19 protein-coding genes and 1 other annotated feature are annotated in these 14,780 nt (G+C 52.5%); of the genes, 7 read left to right on the forward strand and 12 right to left on the reverse strand.

Translation table 11 applies throughout. The annotated features are described in order from the left end of the window. Positions 1-2 precede the first annotated feature (2 nt). From pheS to thrS, 6 genes are all read right to left on the reverse strand, one after another. On the reverse strand, positions 3-986 hold the full coding sequence (pheS, locus tag ACESQ2_RS11195) for a phenylalanine--tRNA ligase subunit alpha (protein WP_004851795.1): 984 nt from the start codon (positions 984-986) through the stop codon (positions 3-5). Between the two features lie 153 nt (positions 987-1,139). Further along, positions 1,140-1,265: a sequence feature (Phe leader region), on the reverse strand. Beyond that, positions 1,216-1,260, reverse strand: coding sequence for a pheST operon leader peptide PheM (gene pheM, locus ACESQ2_RS11200; protein ID WP_001386830.1), 45 nt, complete (start codon positions 1,258-1,260; stop codon positions 1,216-1,218). It overlaps the preceding feature by 45 nt. Before the next feature lie 118 nt (positions 1,266-1,383). Continuing rightward, positions 1,384-1,740, reverse strand: coding sequence for a 50S ribosomal protein L20 (gene rplT, locus ACESQ2_RS11205; RefSeq protein WP_004102963.1), 357 nt, complete (start codon positions 1,738-1,740; stop codon positions 1,384-1,386). A 50-nt stretch (positions 1,741-1,790) separates the two neighbouring features. After that, entirely contained in the window at positions 1,791-1,988 is a 198-nt protein-coding gene (gene rpmI / locus ACESQ2_RS11210; RefSeq protein ID WP_001124225.1) for a 50S ribosomal protein L35, read from the reverse strand. 96 nt (positions 1,989-2,084) lie between these two features. Continuing rightward, positions 2,085-2,627 (reverse strand): translation initiation factor IF-3, encoded by a 543-nt coding sequence (gene infC / locus ACESQ2_RS11215; protein ID WP_052746887.1) that lies wholly within the window; start codon positions 2,625-2,627, stop codon positions 2,085-2,087. A 3-nt stretch (positions 2,628-2,630) separates the two neighbouring features. Continuing rightward, positions 2,631-4,559: a threonine--tRNA ligase gene (thrS, locus tag ACESQ2_RS11220; RefSeq protein ID WP_004102966.1), complete on the reverse strand. Its 1,929-nt coding sequence runs from the start codon at positions 4,557-4,559 to the stop codon at positions 2,631-2,633. A 229-nt stretch (positions 4,560-4,788) separates the two neighbouring features. Between thrS and ACESQ2_RS11225 the strand changes: the two genes are divergently transcribed. Continuing rightward, positions 4,789-4,986, forward strand: coding sequence for a hypothetical protein (locus ACESQ2_RS11225; RefSeq protein WP_071889107.1), 198 nt, complete (start codon positions 4,789-4,791; stop codon positions 4,984-4,986). Positions 4,987-5,006: 20 nt separating this feature from the next. On the opposite strand, the gene ACESQ2_RS11230 is transcribed toward ACESQ2_RS11225, so the two are convergent. Together ACESQ2_RS11230 and ACESQ2_RS11235 are read right to left on the reverse strand one after the other, a co-directional pair. Continuing rightward, on the reverse strand, positions 5,007-5,240 hold the full coding sequence (locus ACESQ2_RS11230; protein WP_004851800.1) for a hypothetical protein: 234 nt from the start codon (positions 5,238-5,240) through the stop codon (positions 5,007-5,009). A 270-nt stretch (positions 5,241-5,510) separates the two neighbouring features. Then, a complete protein-coding gene (locus ACESQ2_RS11235) occupies positions 5,511-6,269 on the reverse strand; it encodes a YdiY family protein (protein ID WP_004851801.1) in 759 nt (252 codons plus the stop codon). A gap of 289 nt (positions 6,270-6,558) precedes the next feature. Here ACESQ2_RS11235 and pfkB point away from each other — a divergent pair, with 289 nt between their 5' ends. The 3 genes from pfkB to ACESQ2_RS11250 all read left to right on the forward strand — a co-directional run bounded on the left by pfkB (position 6,559) and on the right by ACESQ2_RS11250 (position 8,846). Beyond that, positions 6,559-7,488 (forward strand): 6-phosphofructokinase II, encoded by a 930-nt coding sequence (pfkB, locus tag ACESQ2_RS11240; protein ID WP_014229733.1) that lies wholly within the window; start codon positions 6,559-6,561, stop codon positions 7,486-7,488. 94 nt (positions 7,489-7,582) lie between these two features. Continuing rightward, the gene (gene ghoS, locus ACESQ2_RS11245; protein ID WP_009653733.1) at positions 7,583-7,867 is read left to right on the forward strand and encodes a type V toxin-antitoxin system endoribonuclease antitoxin GhoS; all 285 of its coding nucleotides are present in this window, start codon (positions 7,583-7,585) and stop codon (positions 7,865-7,867) included. 106 nt (positions 7,868-7,973) lie between these two features. Continuing rightward, complete coding sequence (locus ACESQ2_RS11250; protein WP_004851808.1) at positions 7,974-8,846, forward strand: fructosamine kinase family protein; 873 nt, start codon at positions 7,974-7,976, stop codon at positions 8,844-8,846. A gap of 19 nt (positions 8,847-8,865) precedes the next feature. On the opposite strand, the gene tonB is transcribed toward ACESQ2_RS11250, so the two are convergent. Further along, positions 8,866-9,603, reverse strand: coding sequence for a TonB system transport protein TonB (gene tonB, locus ACESQ2_RS11255; RefSeq protein WP_038424648.1), 738 nt, complete (start codon positions 9,601-9,603; stop codon positions 8,866-8,868). Positions 9,604-9,814: 211 nt separating this feature from the next. Here tonB and ACESQ2_RS11260 point away from each other — a divergent pair, with 211 nt between their 5' ends. After that, positions 9,815-10,111 (forward strand): YciI family protein, encoded by a 297-nt coding sequence (locus ACESQ2_RS11260; protein WP_004103089.1) that lies wholly within the window; start codon positions 9,815-9,817, stop codon positions 10,109-10,111. 211 nt (positions 10,112-10,322) lie between these two features. On the opposite strand, the gene ACESQ2_RS11265 is transcribed toward ACESQ2_RS11260, so the two are convergent. Next, positions 10,323-11,423: an NADH:flavin oxidoreductase/NADH oxidase gene (locus ACESQ2_RS11265; RefSeq protein WP_046877619.1), complete on the reverse strand. Its 1,101-nt coding sequence runs from the start codon at positions 11,421-11,423 to the stop codon at positions 10,323-10,325. 282 nt (positions 11,424-11,705) lie between these two features. Further along, positions 11,706-11,879, reverse strand: coding sequence for a YciY family protein (locus ACESQ2_RS11270; protein ID WP_004851815.1), 174 nt, complete (start codon positions 11,877-11,879; stop codon positions 11,706-11,708). A gap of 143 nt (positions 11,880-12,022) precedes the next feature. Between ACESQ2_RS11270 and cls the strand changes: the two genes are divergently transcribed. Then, entirely contained in the window at positions 12,023-13,483 is a 1,461-nt protein-coding gene (gene cls / locus ACESQ2_RS11275) for a cardiolipin synthase (RefSeq protein WP_009653730.1), read from the forward strand. A 34-nt stretch (positions 13,484-13,517) separates the two neighbouring features. Beyond that, a complete protein-coding gene (locus ACESQ2_RS11280; protein WP_004103097.1) occupies positions 13,518-13,847 on the forward strand; it encodes an HI1450 family dsDNA-mimic protein in 330 nt (109 codons plus the stop codon). A 70-nt stretch (positions 13,848-13,917) separates the two neighbouring features. Here the strand turns inward: ACESQ2_RS11280 and ACESQ2_RS11285 are convergent, their stop codons facing one another. Beyond that, positions 13,918-14,754 carry an ion transporter gene (locus ACESQ2_RS11285; RefSeq protein WP_032720585.1) on the reverse strand — a complete coding sequence of 279 codons (837 nt, stop codon included), beginning with the start codon at positions 14,752-14,754 and terminating at the stop codon, positions 13,918-13,920. Positions 14,755-14,780: the final 26 nt, after the last annotated feature.

The raw sequence follows: 14,780 nt of genomic DNA on the forward strand, positions 1-14,780 counted from the left end.
CCTTATTTAAACTGTTTGAGGAAACGCAGATCGTTTTCGAAGAACGCGCGTAAGTCGGTCACGCCGTAGCGCAGCATGGTCAGACGCTCCATACCCATGCCGAAGGCAAAGCCGGAATAGATTTCCGGATCGATACCCACGTTGCGCAGTACGTTTGGATGCACCATCCCGCAGCCGAGCACTTCCAGCCATTTCCCGTTTTTCCCCATAACGTCGACTTCGGCCGACGGCTCGGTGAACGGGAAATAGGACGGACGAAAACGAATCTGCAGATCTTCTTCAAAGAAGTTACGCAGGAAATCGTGCAGCGTTCCCTTCAGGTTGGTAAAGCTGATGTTGGTATCAACGATCAGGCCTTCCATCTGATGGAACATTGGGGTGTGGGTCTGATCGTAGTCGTTACGATAGACGCGACCTGGCGCAATAATGCGGATCGGCGGCTGCTGGTTAGCCATGGTGCGGATCTGCACGCCTGAGGTTTGCGTACGCAGCAGGCGCGTGGCATCAAACCAGAAAGTGTCGTGGTCAGCGCGTGCCGGATGGTGGCCAGGAATATTCAGCGCATCGAAGTTGTGGTAGTCATCTTCGATTTCCGGGCCAGTCGCGACGGTAAAGCCGAGCTCACCGAAGAAACTTTCAATACGATCGATGGTACGGGTCACCGGATGCAGGCCACCGTTCTCAATACGACGCCCCGGCAGAGAGACATCGATGGTCTCCGAGGCCAGGCGCGCGTTAAGAGCGGCGCTTTCAAGATCTGACTTACGCGCGTTAAGCGCCTGCTGGACCTGCTCTTTCGCTTCGTTGATAACCGCGCCGGCTGCCGGGCGCTCTTCAGCAGGCAGCTCACGCAGGGTCGTCATCTGAAGGGTCAGGAGCCCTTTTTTACCCAGGTATTCCACGCGGACGTTGTCCAGCGCAGCAACATCTGATGCCTCGTTAATGGCTGCCTTCGCACTGGCAACCAGCTCTGCGAGATGTGACATGGTTTTCCTCATTATGTCGGTGCAGACACCGGTTATGGTTATTATTTTGCTTTCACTATTTCGAGCCGCAGACGGCGGGTCATTCGCCATTTGCCCGAATGACCCGGTCAATCCACACGTCTGGAGCTTGAAATAGAACAAGCCAGTTCAGATACAAAAAAAGCCTCCACAGTGGGAGGCTTTTTGGCGCTGTTTTCCGTTTCTTCTTTCACGCGCTAGCCTCCTGAGTTCAGGTGCTAAAGTAAAAAAAGAAGCGGAAAATAGCAGCATTCATGCTTGCATTACCTTGTCTGCTAAAAAACGTAAGATCGATATTGAAAAGCTTACGCGGATAAAAGTCAATGTATTGATAGTCTTGAAACGAAAAGAGGGAGACAAGCTCCCTCTTTCAACTGGCTTATGCCAGAGCTGCTTTCGCTTTTTCGACCAGCGCGGTGAACGCTAATTTGTCGAATACGGCGATGTCAGCCAGGATCTTACGGTCGATTTCAACAGAGGCTTTTTTCAGGCCGTTGATGAATTTGCTGTAAGAAATACCGTTCTGACGTGCTGCTGCGTTGATACGCGCAATCCACAGTTGACGGAACTGACGCTTTTTCTGACGACGGTCACGATAAGCGTACTGACCAGCTTTGATAACAGCCTGGAAGGCAACGCGGTATACGCGAGAACGCGCACCGTAGTAGCCTTTAGCTTGTTTCAAAATTTTCTTGTGACGTGCACGGGCAACTACACCACGTTTTACGCGAGCCATATGTGCTCTCCTGTATCTATTCTAATTAAAAAGTTAAAAGGGTTAACGACTTATGCGTACGGCAGGCACGCGATGACCAGGCCCAGATCGCCTTTAGAAACCATGGCTTTCGGACGCAGGTGACGTTTACGCTTGGTAGCTTTTTTGGTCAGAATGTGACGCAGGTTAGCGTGCTTGTGCTTAAAACCACCTTTACCGGTTTTTTTGAAGCGCTTAGCAGCACCGCGTACGGTCTTAATTTTTGGCATTTTAATAACTTCCACTTCGCATTGTTAATAAACGAAACATAGGCGAACAACGGCTGCGGAACCCGCAGGCTCCACAGACATTGCTACTTGAAGGCCTTACTGTTTCTTCTTAGGAGCGAGCACCATGATCATCTGGCGGCCTTCGATCTTCGTTGGGAAGGATTCGACTACTGCCAGTTCACTCAGATCGTCACGGACGCGGGTAAGCACTTCCATACCGATCTGTTGGTGGGCCATCTCACGGCCGCGAAAACGCAGCGTGATCTTGGCCTTATCGCCATCTTCCAGAAAGCGAATCAGGCTGCGGAGTTTTACCTGATAATCGCCATCGTCGGTGCCAGGACGGAACTTAATTTCCTTAACCTGGATAACTTTTTGCTTTTTCTTCTGTTCCTTAGAAGACTTGCTCTTTTCATAAAGGAACTTGCCGTAGTCCATGATACGACAAACTGGCGGTTCGGCGTTAGGGCTGATTTCAACTAAATCTACTCCAGCTTCTTCAGCTTTTTCGATTGCTTCTCTCAGACTCACAATACCCAAAGCTTCGCCTTCCAGACCAGTTAAGCGAACTTCCAGGGCGCGAATCTCGCCATTAATACGATTCGGACGTGCCGTTTGAACTCGTTTTCCGCCTTTAATACCTTATTCCTCCAGTTGTTTTAGACTGCGGCTGCGAATCTCTTGTTGCAGCTTCTCGATAACTTCATTTACGTCCAGGCTGCCCAAGTCTTTGCCACGACGGGTACGCACGGCAACTTTGCCGGCTTCTACCTCTTTGTCGCCACAGACCAACATGTAAGGGACACGACGTAAAGTGTGCTCGCGGATTTTAAAGCCTATCTTCTCATTTCTCAAGTCTGCTTTTACGCGAATGCCGGCATTTTGTAGTTTACGCGTCAATTCGTTAACGTATTCAGCCTGAGAATCAGTAATATTCATGACCACAACCTGCACCGGCGCCAGCCAGCTCGGGAAGAAGCCCGCAAACTCTTCGGTCAGGATGCCAATAAAGCGCTCCAGCGAACCAAGAATCGCGCGGTGAATCATTACCGGTACCTGTCGTTCGTTATTTTCACCCACATAAGAGGCGCTTAAACGCTGCGGCAGGGAGAAGTCCAGCTGTACAGTACCGCACTGCCATGCACGATCGAGGCAGTCATACAGGGTAAATTCAATTTTCGGACCGTAGAACGCGCCTTCACCCAGCTGATACTCAAACGGGATGTTGTTCTCTTCCAGCGCCACGGCCAGATCCGCTTCAGCACGATCCCATGTCTCATCGCTACCGATGCGTTTTTCCGGACGAGTCGACAGCTTGACGACGATTTTCTCGAAGCCAAAAGTGCTGTACATATCGTAGACCATGCGAATACAGGCGTTCACTTCATCGCGAACCTGATCTTCAGTACAGAAGATATGGGCATCGTCCTGAGTAAAGCCACGTACGCGCATCAGGCCATGCAGCGCGCCTGACGGCTCATTACGATGGCAGCTACCGAATTCAGCCATACGCAGCGGCAGATCGCGGTAGGATTTCAGCCCCTGGTTGAAGATCTGCACGTGTCCCGGGCAGTTCATCGGCTTGATGCAGTATTCACGGTTCTCGGAAGAGGTGGTGAACATCGCATCTTTATAGTTATCCCAGTGGCCGGTTTTTTCCCACAGCACGCGGTCCATCATAAACGGGCCTTTAACTTCCTGATACTGGTACTCTTTCAGCTTAGAACGCACAAAAGTTTCCAGTTCGCGGAAGATAGTCCAGCCGTCGTTATGCCAGAACACCATGCCCGGCGCCTCTTCCTGCATATGATACAGGTCGAGCTGCTTACCGATTTTACGGTGATCGCGCTTAGCGGCTTCTTCCAGACGCTGCAGATAGGCATTTAAGGCTTTTTTATCTGCCCATGCGGTTCCGTAGATGCGCTGCAGCATTTTATTGTTGCTATCGCCGCGCCAGTAGGCGCCAGCGGTCTTCATCAGTTTGAAATGATGACAGAAACGCATATTCGGCACGTGCGGCCCACGGCACATGTCGACATACTCTTCATGATGATACAAACCGGGTTTGTCATCATGCGCAATGTTTTCATCAAGAATGGAGACTTTATAGCTCTCGCCGCGCTTCACGAAGGTTTCACGCGCTTCATGCCAGCTGACTTTTTTCTTAATGACGTCGTAGTTTTTCTCGGCGAGCTCGTGCATACGTTTTTCGAGCGCGTCGATATCTTCCTGGGTCAGGGTATGGTCCAGATCGACATCATAGTAGAAACCGTTGTCGACAACCGGGCCGATCGCCATCTTGGTATTTGGCCACAGCTGTTTAATCGCGTGCCCCAAAAGGTGCGCACAGGAGTGACGAATAATCTCAAGTCCATCTTCATCTTTCGCGGTGATGATAGAGAGCGTCGCGTCGTTTTCAATTAAGTCGCAGGCGTCAACCAGCTCGCCGTTGACGCGGCCGGCGATGGTGGCTTTCGCCAGACCGGGGCCAATATCCAGAGCGACGTCCATCGGGCTCACAGCGTGATCAAAATGGCGTTGGCTGCCATCAGGAAGCGTAATTACAGGCATTTCATGTCCTTATTTGCAGTGGTGCCCCGCACGAAAGAGCACATACAAAACAATATAATCATAATTATCAACACGTTCAGGCCCAGTTCCCGCTTCACTCTGCGAAAATATGTGCACGCTCGTTCACCGACGCGTACCCACCTGCAGCCGCCTGTTGATAACACCGACGGTTAGTTTACACATCATTAGTGCGTGATAAAAGTCACATGAGACTAAATGGTTATTGCTGATGGAAAAAAAGTCGCGGCGCAACAAACCCAGCGTAATTGCTGCGGAATCGTACGGCAAAAGAGCGCGGCAGGACGATATGACGCATAAAGAATATTTATGCTTTCACATCAATTATGCATGTTTAACACAAAGTGCGGAAAGCAAAACCGGTACGGCATTACCCGGTTTGCTGCTTCACGAAATAATTAAAGGATGATGTTCAAGAACAATGAAATATCAGGACCATTCGCCGGCGACAAGTTTATGAACATCAAAAGCATCGTTCATTGACTGCCCGGTAGACTGTGAGCCCGGCGCTATGTTGGAGCCTGCTTCGACATCGGTAGCTTTGGCGATACCAACTTGGGTATGCTCGTTATTACCCGGCTGCGGTGCGGGAGCGGCGGCAAATGCGCCAAAAGACAGCGTGCACAGCATCACGGCCGCGAGTGCGATTTTGCTATTTCTCATGATAGTCATTCTCTTATTTGTTTCAGATAAATAGAACGGCGTCGTTATCGCCGCCTGTGTGCAACAGTATAGATCCAGATCACATTTTTGTCCGACCCAATATTTATCTTTTCGTGTCAAATTAACTGCATATTTGTCAGCAAAATAGCAATTGTGGGGAAATTATGAAGACGATTTCTTTTTATAAAAAACAAAACGAGAGACCAAAAATAATAATGTCACTTATTGCCAAATTTAAAACAATCAGGCCAGAATATCTGGCCTGAAATATTACATTTTATAACCGAGAGATAGCGTGGTACGGCGATCGGTGTGTTCCGGCGCCGATGACGGCGGCTCAGAGTTCCACGTCAAGTTATAGGCGACCTTGAGGGCAAAGTGAGCATTAATGGCAACGTTCAGCGCGCTTTCGGAGTTCAGCGTCGTATCTTCAGCGCCGAATACCGAAACACCTTGCGTAAATTTGGCGTTATCAGTCATCTGCCAGGCGTAAGTGCCGGAAGCATAGCCCAACGGCTGAGTATCAGTATCGCCGTCGGTATACTCGTCGTAGCGTACGCCAGGACCAAATTCAAAACGCAGACTGTGCACCGGTCCGTTCATAATCTGTCGACCATAACCTGCGGTAAACACATCCCGCTGCTGATAACCATTGTAACGATCCGTCAGCCAGCTGGCCTGGCCAAATATATAGTTCTGGTCAGTCAGGTTGTAACGGCTACGTCCCCCCACCGCGTACCTTTCCGAAGAGCGCTGATCGTTTGACGACGTATTGCTGGCATTCCCCCACAGCGACCATGCGGTGGTATTGCCATACCAGGTCAACGTGGAGTCGGCGGTCATTGAGGAACTTTTCGTATTGCCGGACTGCGCCAGATAACCGGCGTTAACAGTACCTTCGAAAGGTTTTTTAGCAGAAGATGGGTCATCCATGACAGTAAAAACGGAATCATCGGCCATTGCGCACGCAGACGCAAAAAGCCCTCCCGCGAGCAACGCCGCTGCGGGTACTGTCTTCAAAAGCTTCATTTAATTTTAAGTCCGTACAACCTATAAGGAGACCTGGAGGGTCCCGGGAGCTTTCGCGAGGATCGCGGATAGCCGGTCCTAAGAAAGGGAGTAAATTATAAAAAAGCACGGTTAACTTAGCAATCAATTACTCTTTCATTTTTTGTATAAGACGCTTCTCAAAACAATTTTTATTTCATAAAGATAAAAAGAGGTTGCGTTGTATAAGTGGCGCGTCGCTTCCCCTTCCCTCCTTTAAGTGCCATGCTTAAAACCAGAGCAGCTAAATTCGTATTATGGAGGAAACTGGATGACCAAAATCTATACGCTCACGTTAGCCCCCTCGCTCGATAGCGCAACCCAGACCCCGCAAATTTACCCGGAAGGCAAACTGCGCTGTAGCGCTCCCGTGTTTGAACCCGGCGGCGGCGGAATTAACGTTGCGCGAGCCATCACTTTTCTTGGCGGCAGCGCCACAGCCATCTTTCCCGTCGGCGGGGCGACAGGCGAACACCTGACGGCGCTGCTGACGGATGAACATGTTCCCGTCGATACGGTAGAGACCCATGACTGGACGCGGCAGAATCTTCACGTGCATGTGAACGCCAGCGGCGAGCAATATCGTTTCGTGATGCCGGGCGCAGCGTTAACTAAGGAGGAGCTCCGGCTCCTTGAGGAAAAGGTCCTCGCCATCGCCCCGGGTTCCCTGCTGGTGATTAGCGGAAGTCTCCCGCCCGGCATCAGCGTCGATAACCTGACGCAGCTGGTCAAAAACGCTCAGCAGCATGGATTGCGCTGTATTGTTGATAGTTCCGGTGACGCGCTCGCCGCAGCGCTTGATGTCGGCAATATCGAGCTGGTTAAGCCGAACCAGAAAGAGCTTAGCGCGCTGGTACAGCGCGATCTGAGCCAGCCGGATGATGTGCGTCTTGCGGCGCAGGAGCTCATTCGGTCGGGCAAAGTCCAGCGCGTCGTCGTCTCCCTCGGCGCCCAGGGTGCGCTCGGCGTTGATGCCCAGGGTAGCGTTCAGGTGGTACCGCCGCCGATGAAAAGCCAGAGCACCGTCGGCGCCGGTGACAGTATGGTCGGCGCAATGACCTTAAGGCTGGCGGAAAACGCCTCGCTTGAAGATATGGTTCGCTTTGGCGTTGCGGCGGGTAGTGCGGCAACCATCAATCAGGGCACCCGCCTTTGCTCGCTGGATAATACGCAAAAAATCTACAACTATCTGCGCGGTTGATAACGCCTTCGCTCCCTCTGGGAAGACAGAGGGAGTCGCCAAATCAGCATGATGGTCTATGCTAAAAATGCCATGGATAACAACGGGGTGAAAAATGAGTAGCGAAATTATTGCCTGGGTCGTCACGGTTCGTTTTCACGAAGAGACGTTAACGGAAATTAACGAACTCAGTAATCACCTCACCCGCGCCGGATTTACCCTCGTCTTAAACGATGATGAAGGGAACGTCCACGAGCTCGGCACCAACACCTTCGGCCTGCTTTCTATGCAGAATGCCGAGGAAGTCAACGCCTTAAGCGCAGGTTTAGCCGAAACCGCGCTGGGAAGACCCGTCGACGTCACCGTGGTCACATTCAGCGAGTGGTTAAAAGCTCAATAAGTGCGATTGACGCAACGGAAAACGTCCAGTTGTGCGTCAGTTCGAGTTTTACGCCGGGTTTATGCGCTAACCTTATGAAATGTTGGAAAACATGGGGAGAGACGGCATGTGGCAAGCTATCAGCAATTTGTTACGCGATTTGCATACCGAAGCAGCTGAAATCGAACTGCGAAACGAACTACCCGGTGGAGAGATACACGCTGCCTGGCATTTACGCTATGGCGGGCGAGATTACTTCGTAAAATGCGACGAACGCGAGCTGTTACCCATCTTCACGGCCGAGGCAGACCAGCTTGAACTGCTGTCGCGCAGTAAAACGGTGAACGTACCGCAGGTTTTTGCCGTGGGCAGCGATCGAGATTACAGCTTTCTGGTGATGGAATACCTCCCTCCTCGCCCGCTGGATGCGCACAACGCTTTCCTGTTAGGCCAGCAAATCGCCCATTTACATCAATGGAGCGATCAACCGCAGTTTGGTCTGGATTTTGATAACGATCTCTCCACCACTCCCCAGCCGAACGCCTGGCAGCGTCGCTGGTCCACGTTCTTTGCCGAACAGCGCATCGGCTGGCAGCTAGAACTCGCCGCCGAGAAAGGCCTGCATTTTGGTGATATCGATCATCTTGTTGATATTGTTCAGCAACGGCTGAGCAGTCATCAGCCGCAGCCATCGCTGCTTCACGGTGACTTATGGTCCGGTAACTGCGCGCTCGGGCCAAACGGGCCCTATATTTTCGACCCCGCCTGCTACTGGGGCGATCGCGAATGCGATTTGGCAATGCTCCCGCTGCATCCGGAACAGCCGCCGCAAATCTATGACGGCTATCAGTCCGTATCGCCGCTGCCGTCCGGCTTTCTCGAGCGGCAGCCCATCTACCAGCTCTATACGCTGCTGAATCGGGCGATTCTGTTTGGCGGACAGCATCTGGTGACGGCGCAGAAAGCGCTTGATGAGGTGTTCATGGATAAGGCCCCTTAAGGGGCCTTGTTTTTGAGGATTAGCTAATTTGTACGCCTTTCAGACGGAACTGAATGGTCATGGTAATGCCGGTTCCCGGTTTACCCGGTTCATAGCGCCATTTACGTAAAGCGTTTTTCACTTCACGCTCAAACATATTGGCAGGCTGGGCGGAGAGGATCTGCACGTTGTCCACGCGCCCGTCCGGCGTGACGTCAAACTTAACCCGCACGTTTCCTTCAATACGCAGCGCCTGGGCACGAGCCGGATAGCTCGGCTCTCCGCGGCTTAGCGCCCGCGGCCCGGAAGGCGCCGTCACGGTGGGTTTAGCGGTCGCGGCTGAGGTGCTCGGCGCGGTGCGCGCCGGCGCCGTATTTGTATTTTCAAACGGCGAGGCCGGGCGCGTTTCCGCCGGTTTTACATCACGCTTCGGTTGTTCGACCTTTTTTTCCGGCTTCGGTTTAGGCTTTGGCTTCGGTTTAGGCTTTGGTTTATGGATAACAACCGGCGCCTCTTTTGGCGGTTCAGGCATCACTTCCGGTTCCGGTTCTGGCTCCGGTTCAACAACGGGCTCAACGACCGGCTGAGCCGCCTGAGGCGGTTCCAGATCTGCCGGGGCCACCATAGTGATTTCAATGGGCTGTGAGGGTGCCGGCCGTTCAATAACCTGATGTACCGAAGTATAGAGCAACCCCGCGATAACACTGCCGTGGATAACCACAGACAGTAGCGTAGGCCACGGAAAGCGGCGAGGTAAATCAAAGGTCATTGCGCTCATAGTCGTTTCTGTTGAAAAATGATGCCCCGATTTTAAATGCAAATAGCAATCATATTCAACTAGGGTTGTTGGCTTGTATCAAAATTTGCCCTGTTTTCTGACAAAAAGCCCCCGGGACGTGGCATTCTGGGGATCGTGATCATCTTTGCATTGCAGTCAACGACGGTTTCACTTAACGTGATTCGCCAATTTATTGATAAGGAGCCATGCCGTGCTTTACGTTATCTACGCTGAAGATATCGCCGACTCTCTGGAAAAACGGACATCGGTACGTCCCGCCCATCTGGCGCGTTTGCAATTATTACATGATGAAGGTCGTTTACTGACCGCCGGCCCAATGCCTGCCGTAGACAGTAATGAACCCGGCGCGGCGGGCTTCACCGGCTCAACGGTCATTGCGGAATTTGAATCGCTGGAAGCGGCGCAATCATGGGCCAATGACGATCCCTATATCGCCGCAGGGGTTTATCAGAAAGTCTCGGTGAAACCGTATAAAAAGGTGTTTTAGCCTATAAAATGCTTAAGCAATAAGAATGCGGTTAAAATTTAATCTATGGCGATCGTTCATTAGAGGACGTTTCTAAGTACGCGAGTACGGAATGGTCGCCATCCTTATGTCTCTCCACTTCCCCGGTTCTGCATTCCGTTCTCTTTAGGACGCGCCCTGATGATAGCCATTTGCCGGCAGTGCATCAGCACCGCCGACTTTCTATGGTTAATTACCTGTTGGACTTCAGCGTTCCCTTAAGACCATGCGGCTCTGAGCGAAGATACTGCGGCGGAACGCTCACCTGAGCGCCCAGCGCTGCCGCGGCATGCCATGGCCAGTGCGGATTGTAGAGCACGGCGCGGGCAATGGCGATGAGGTCGGCGTCGCCATTTTGTAGCGCCTCTTCCGCCTGCTGCGCTTCCGTCACCAGACCCACACCGATCACCGGGATATTCACCTTCTCGCGGATTTCACGCGCGAACGGCAGCTGATAGCCGGGCCCCACCTGAATTGCCTGATGAGGCGACAGCCCGCCGCTGGAAACATGAATATAGTCGCAGCCAAGCGCCTCAAGCTGCTGGCTGAAGATAATCGATTGTGCGTTATCCCAGCCGCCATCCACCCAGTCTGTTGCTGAAAGTCGGACGCCCACCGCGATGTCCTGACTGACAGCCTCACGGATGGCCCGGAATATCTCGAGCGGAAAACGCAAACGGTTCTCCAGCGAGCCGCCGTATTCGTCGGTACGCGGGTTACTGAGCGGTGAAAGGAACTGGTGCAACAGGTAACCATGCGCGGCATGCAGTTCAATCAATTCAATACCCATCCGCTCAGCGCGTCTGGCGCTGTCTACGAATGACTGCTTGATGCGTTTCATGTGGTCCTGAGTAAGTTCAACCGGAGGTCGTTCACCTTCACCATAGGCCAGCGCTGATGGCGCAACCGTGTCCCATCCGCCAGAATCATGCGCCAGCTGGTGTCCCCCCAGCCAGGGGGCTGCGGAAGAGGCTTTTCGTCCGGCATGGCCCAGCTGGATACCGATGGGGATTGAAGCGTACTGGCGGATATCGTTCAGCACGGTGCGTAATGCGGCTTCCGTTTCGTCATTCCATAAGCCCAGATCAGCCGGGGTAATGCGTCCGGCGGGCTCTACAGCGCTGGCTTCGATAATCAGTAAGCCCGCGCCGGAAAAGGCCAGTTGTCCGAGATGGATACGATGCCATGCCGTGGCCTTGCCATTGTCGGCGGAGTACTGGCACATTGGCGCAATGACAATACGGTTCTCAAGTTCCAGCTTACCGATTCGCACCGGACTAAAAAGTTGACTCATAGATACCTCTCAATAATAGAAGCCTTACGGACATTATAAGTAGCATGTGTTGATGCATGGCACTTCCCGTTTTTTGCGTTTATACGCGTTGGGCCAGTCTTATGAGGTATGGCGCGATGCGACTTCCTGCCCGCCGCTGCTGATGCAAACAATAACGCAGGAGCCTGTGAGAAACCGGGTTTCGCCGGCAGAAGAAAGAGAGATGACAGTCTAAGAATGTATGCTAAGAACGAAACGCTGATAAAACAGAGGCACCGCGAGCGGTGCCTTTTGTTTCGACTCTCAACATTCAGAGAAGGTGAACAGCAGAGAGTGACGTTGCCGTTTAACCAGCTCCTTTCTGATGGAGAGGATGCGCATATTACGACGTGACTGGCCTTCCAGCCAGCGTGCTTTACGGCGACTCACCTGCCGAAGCATGCGCCAGCGCCCTACTTCCGTTCTACTACGCTTCATTGCAACTACTCTACAAGTAAAAACAGCCTGCATTATAGACCGATGAATCTGGCTAACCAACGCTTTCGCTGCGTTTTTATTTGCCAGATGGATGATGATGCGTAAACTCATGTCATCAAGTCATTCAAAAGGATTTTTCATCTATGACAACCTTTTACACGGTGGTGAACTGGCTGGTTATACTCGGTTACTGGCTACTTATCGCCGGTGTAACATTACGGATATTAATGAAAAGGCGCGCGGTCCCGTCAGCGATGGCATGGCTGCTTGTCATTTATATTCTTCCCCTGGTGGGCATTATCGCCTATCTCTCGTTTGGCGAACTGCATCTGGGTAAACGCCGCGCCGAACGCGCGCGGGCCATGTGGCCCTCAACGGCCAAGTGGTTAAAAGACCTCAAAGCCTGCAAGCATATCTTTGCCGAGGAGAATAGTCCGGTCGCGGAATCCTTGTTCAAGCTCTGCGAACGTCGGCAGGGCATTGGCGGCGTCAAAGGCAATCAGCTCCAGCTGCTCACCGAATCCGACGACGTCATGCAGGCGCTCATCCGCGATATCCAGCTCGCTCGTCACAATATTGAGATGGTGTTCTATATCTGGCAGCCCGGCGGCATGGCCGATCAGGTCGCCGAGTCATTGATGGCGGCGGCAAGGCGCGGCGTACACTGCCGGCTGATGCTCGACTCCGCGGGGAGCGTGGCGTTTTTCCGTAGTCCCTGGGCCGCCATGATGCGTAATGCCGGCATTGAAGTCGTCGAAGCCCTGAAGGTCAACCTGATGCGCGTCTTTCTGCGCCGTATGGACCTGCGTCAGCATCGTAAAATGGTCATGATCGATAACTATATTGCCTATACCGGCAGTATGAATCTGGTCGACCCGCGTTTCTTTAAGCAGGACTCCGGCGTTGGCCAGTGGATCGATCTGATGGCGCGAATGGAAGGTCCGGTAGCGACAGCGATGGGCATTGTCTACTCCTGCGACTGGGAGATTGAAACCGGCAAACGTATCTTACCGCCGCCGCCGGATGCGAACATTATGCCGTTCGAAGAGGCCAGCGGGCACACAATTCACACTATCGCCTCGGGTCCGGGTTTTCCGGAAGATTTGATCCATCAGGCTCTGCTCACTGCCGCCTACGCGGCCAAAGAGCATTTGATCATGACGACCCCCTACTTTGTGCCCAGCGACGACCTTTTGCATGCCATCTGTACCGCCGCCCAGCGCGGCGTCGATGTCAGCATCATCCTGCCGCGCAAAAACGATTCTCTGCTGGTGGGCTGGGCCAGTCGCGCCTTCTTTACCGAGCTGCTGGCTGCCGGGGTAAAGATTTACCAGTTTGAAGGCGGTCTGCTGCATACTAAGAGCGTGCTGGTTGACGGCGAACTTAGCCTTGTGGGCACCGTTAACCTCGATATGCGCAGCCTGTGGCTCAACTTCGAGATTACGCTGGTGATTGACGATGCCGGATTTGGCAGCGATCTGGCTGCGGTGCAGGACGATTACATCTCCCGCTCGCGCCTGCTGGACGCCAGGCTGTGGTTAAAACGTCCGCTGTGGCAGCGGATCGCCGAGCGACTGTTTTACTTCTTCAGTCCGTTGCTGTAAAACGTGCCAATCAGATGTTTAATGGGTAGCAATCATGGATATGGATTTAAACAATCGCCTGACCGAAGACGAAACGCTTGAACAGGCTTACGACATTTTCCTCGAACTCGCCGTCGACAACCTCGATCCGGCGGATGTCATTCTGTTCAACCTGCAGTTTGAAGAACGCGGCGGCGCCGAGCTCTTCGATCCGGCGCCTGACTGGGAAGAGCACGTCGATTTTGATCTCAACCCTGACTTCTTCGCTGAAGTGGTCATTGGTCTGGCCGATGAAGATGGCGGCGAAATTAACGATATTTTTGCGCGCGTGCTGCTGTGTCGTGAAAAAGACCACAAGCTCTGTCATATCCTGTGGCGCGAATAAGCTCTTTCTTAAGCAAATAGCTTATATAAAAGAAGAGCCTGCCTGAGTTAACCTGGGCAGGCTTTTTTAGTTATTCAGGCAGTTCGCTGCCGCAGGCGTTGCAGTAGCGAGCGTCTTTTTCATGAACGTTATGCTGGCAATGCGGGCACTGGCGCTGAGTCCGGCGACTCTGAAATGCGGTGGTCATATGGCTGGTAATTAAGCCGGTGGGGATCGCAATAATCGAGTAGCCAATTAAGATAAGAATGGAGGCTAAAATTCGCCCCAGCGGCGTATGCGGCGTAATATCGCCATACCCTACCGTGGTTATCGTCACTATCGCCCAGTAAACCGACGCGTTCAGCGTAGTAAAACCGTATCTCGGCCCCTCAACCAGATACATCAGGGAGCCAAAGATCACCATGACGATGGCAACAAAAGAATAGAACAGGATCAGCTGGTGGCGAGCGCTGACGATAGCGGCCCAGAAAATATTCAACGACGGCATAAAGCGCAGCAGCTTAAGGATACGCAACGCGCGAATAGCGCGCATGGCCCGCCAGGCAAACACGTACTCAATACTGATCTCGGGCCACAGCCACATAACGTAAAGCGGTAAAATGGTGGCCAGGTCAATAATGCCCCAGAAGCTGAAAATATACTTTAGCGGATTCGGCCAGCTGATAATGCGCAGAAAATACTCAAAGGTAAAAACCGCCGTCACGACAAGTTCGAGCCAGACGAAAATATGCCATTCGTCTAAGGTCAGATGATATTGCGTTCCGAGCCCGGACTCGATAAATATCACCAGCACGCTAAGCAGGGCAAATACGCCGCAAAGTCCCTCGAAATGCCGACCGGATCGTCGGTTTTGATCGAAGAGTAAATGATACAGCCGCAGACGAGCGGCATGAATATGAAAAGCCACGTTAACCTCGCTAAAAAAAGGGCTGA

It is taken from the genome of Klebsiella sp. Q11, from assembly GCF_964241505.1.
GTDB classification, from domain to species: domain Bacteria; phylum Pseudomonadota; class Gammaproteobacteria; order Enterobacterales; family Enterobacteriaceae; genus Klebsiella; species Klebsiella michiganensis.

Excerpts from the sequence above, each read along its gene's own strand:
- pheS (WP_004851795.1), bottom strand. The coding sequence starts at position 986 with ATGTCACATCTCGCAGAGCTGGTTGCCAGTGCGAAGGCAGCCATTAAC.
- rplT (WP_004102963.1), bottom strand. The coding sequence starts at position 1,740 with ATGGCTCGCGTAAAACGTGGTGTAGTTGCCCGTGCACGTCACAAGAAA.
- rpmI (WP_001124225.1), bottom strand. The coding sequence starts at position 1,988 with ATGCCAAAAATTAAGACCGTACGCGGTGCTGCTAAGCGCTTCAAAAAA.
- thrS (WP_004102966.1), bottom strand. The coding sequence starts at position 4,559 with ATGCCTGTAATTACGCTTCCTGATGGCAGCCAACGCCATTTTGATCAC.
- ACESQ2_RS11225 (WP_071889107.1), top strand. The coding sequence starts at position 4,789 with ATGGAAAAAAAGTCGCGGCGCAACAAACCCAGCGTAATTGCTGCGGAA.
- ACESQ2_RS11230 (WP_004851800.1), bottom strand. The coding sequence starts at position 5,240 with ATGAGAAATAGCAAAATCGCACTCGCGGCCGTGATGCTGTGCACGCTG.
- ACESQ2_RS11235 (WP_004851801.1), bottom strand. The coding sequence starts at position 6,269 with ATGAAGCTTTTGAAGACAGTACCCGCAGCGGCGTTGCTCGCGGGAGGG.
- pfkB (WP_014229733.1), top strand. The coding sequence starts at position 6,559 with ATGACCAAAATCTATACGCTCACGTTAGCCCCCTCGCTCGATAGCGCA.
- ghoS (WP_009653733.1), top strand. The coding sequence starts at position 7,583 with ATGAGTAGCGAAATTATTGCCTGGGTCGTCACGGTTCGTTTTCACGAA.
- ACESQ2_RS11250 (WP_004851808.1), top strand. The coding sequence starts at position 7,974 with ATGTGGCAAGCTATCAGCAATTTGTTACGCGATTTGCATACCGAAGCA.
- tonB (WP_038424648.1), bottom strand. The coding sequence starts at position 9,603 with ATGAGCGCAATGACCTTTGATTTACCTCGCCGCTTTCCGTGGCCTACG.
- ACESQ2_RS11265 (WP_046877619.1), bottom strand. The coding sequence starts at position 11,423 with ATGAGTCAACTTTTTAGTCCGGTGCGAATCGGTAAGCTGGAACTTGAG.
- ACESQ2_RS11270 (WP_004851815.1), bottom strand. The coding sequence starts at position 11,879 with ATGAAGCGTAGTAGAACGGAAGTAGGGCGCTGGCGCATGCTTCGGCAG.
- cls (WP_009653730.1), top strand. The coding sequence starts at position 12,023 with ATGACAACCTTTTACACGGTGGTGAACTGGCTGGTTATACTCGGTTAC.
- ACESQ2_RS11280 (WP_004103097.1), top strand. The coding sequence starts at position 13,518 with ATGGATATGGATTTAAACAATCGCCTGACCGAAGACGAAACGCTTGAA.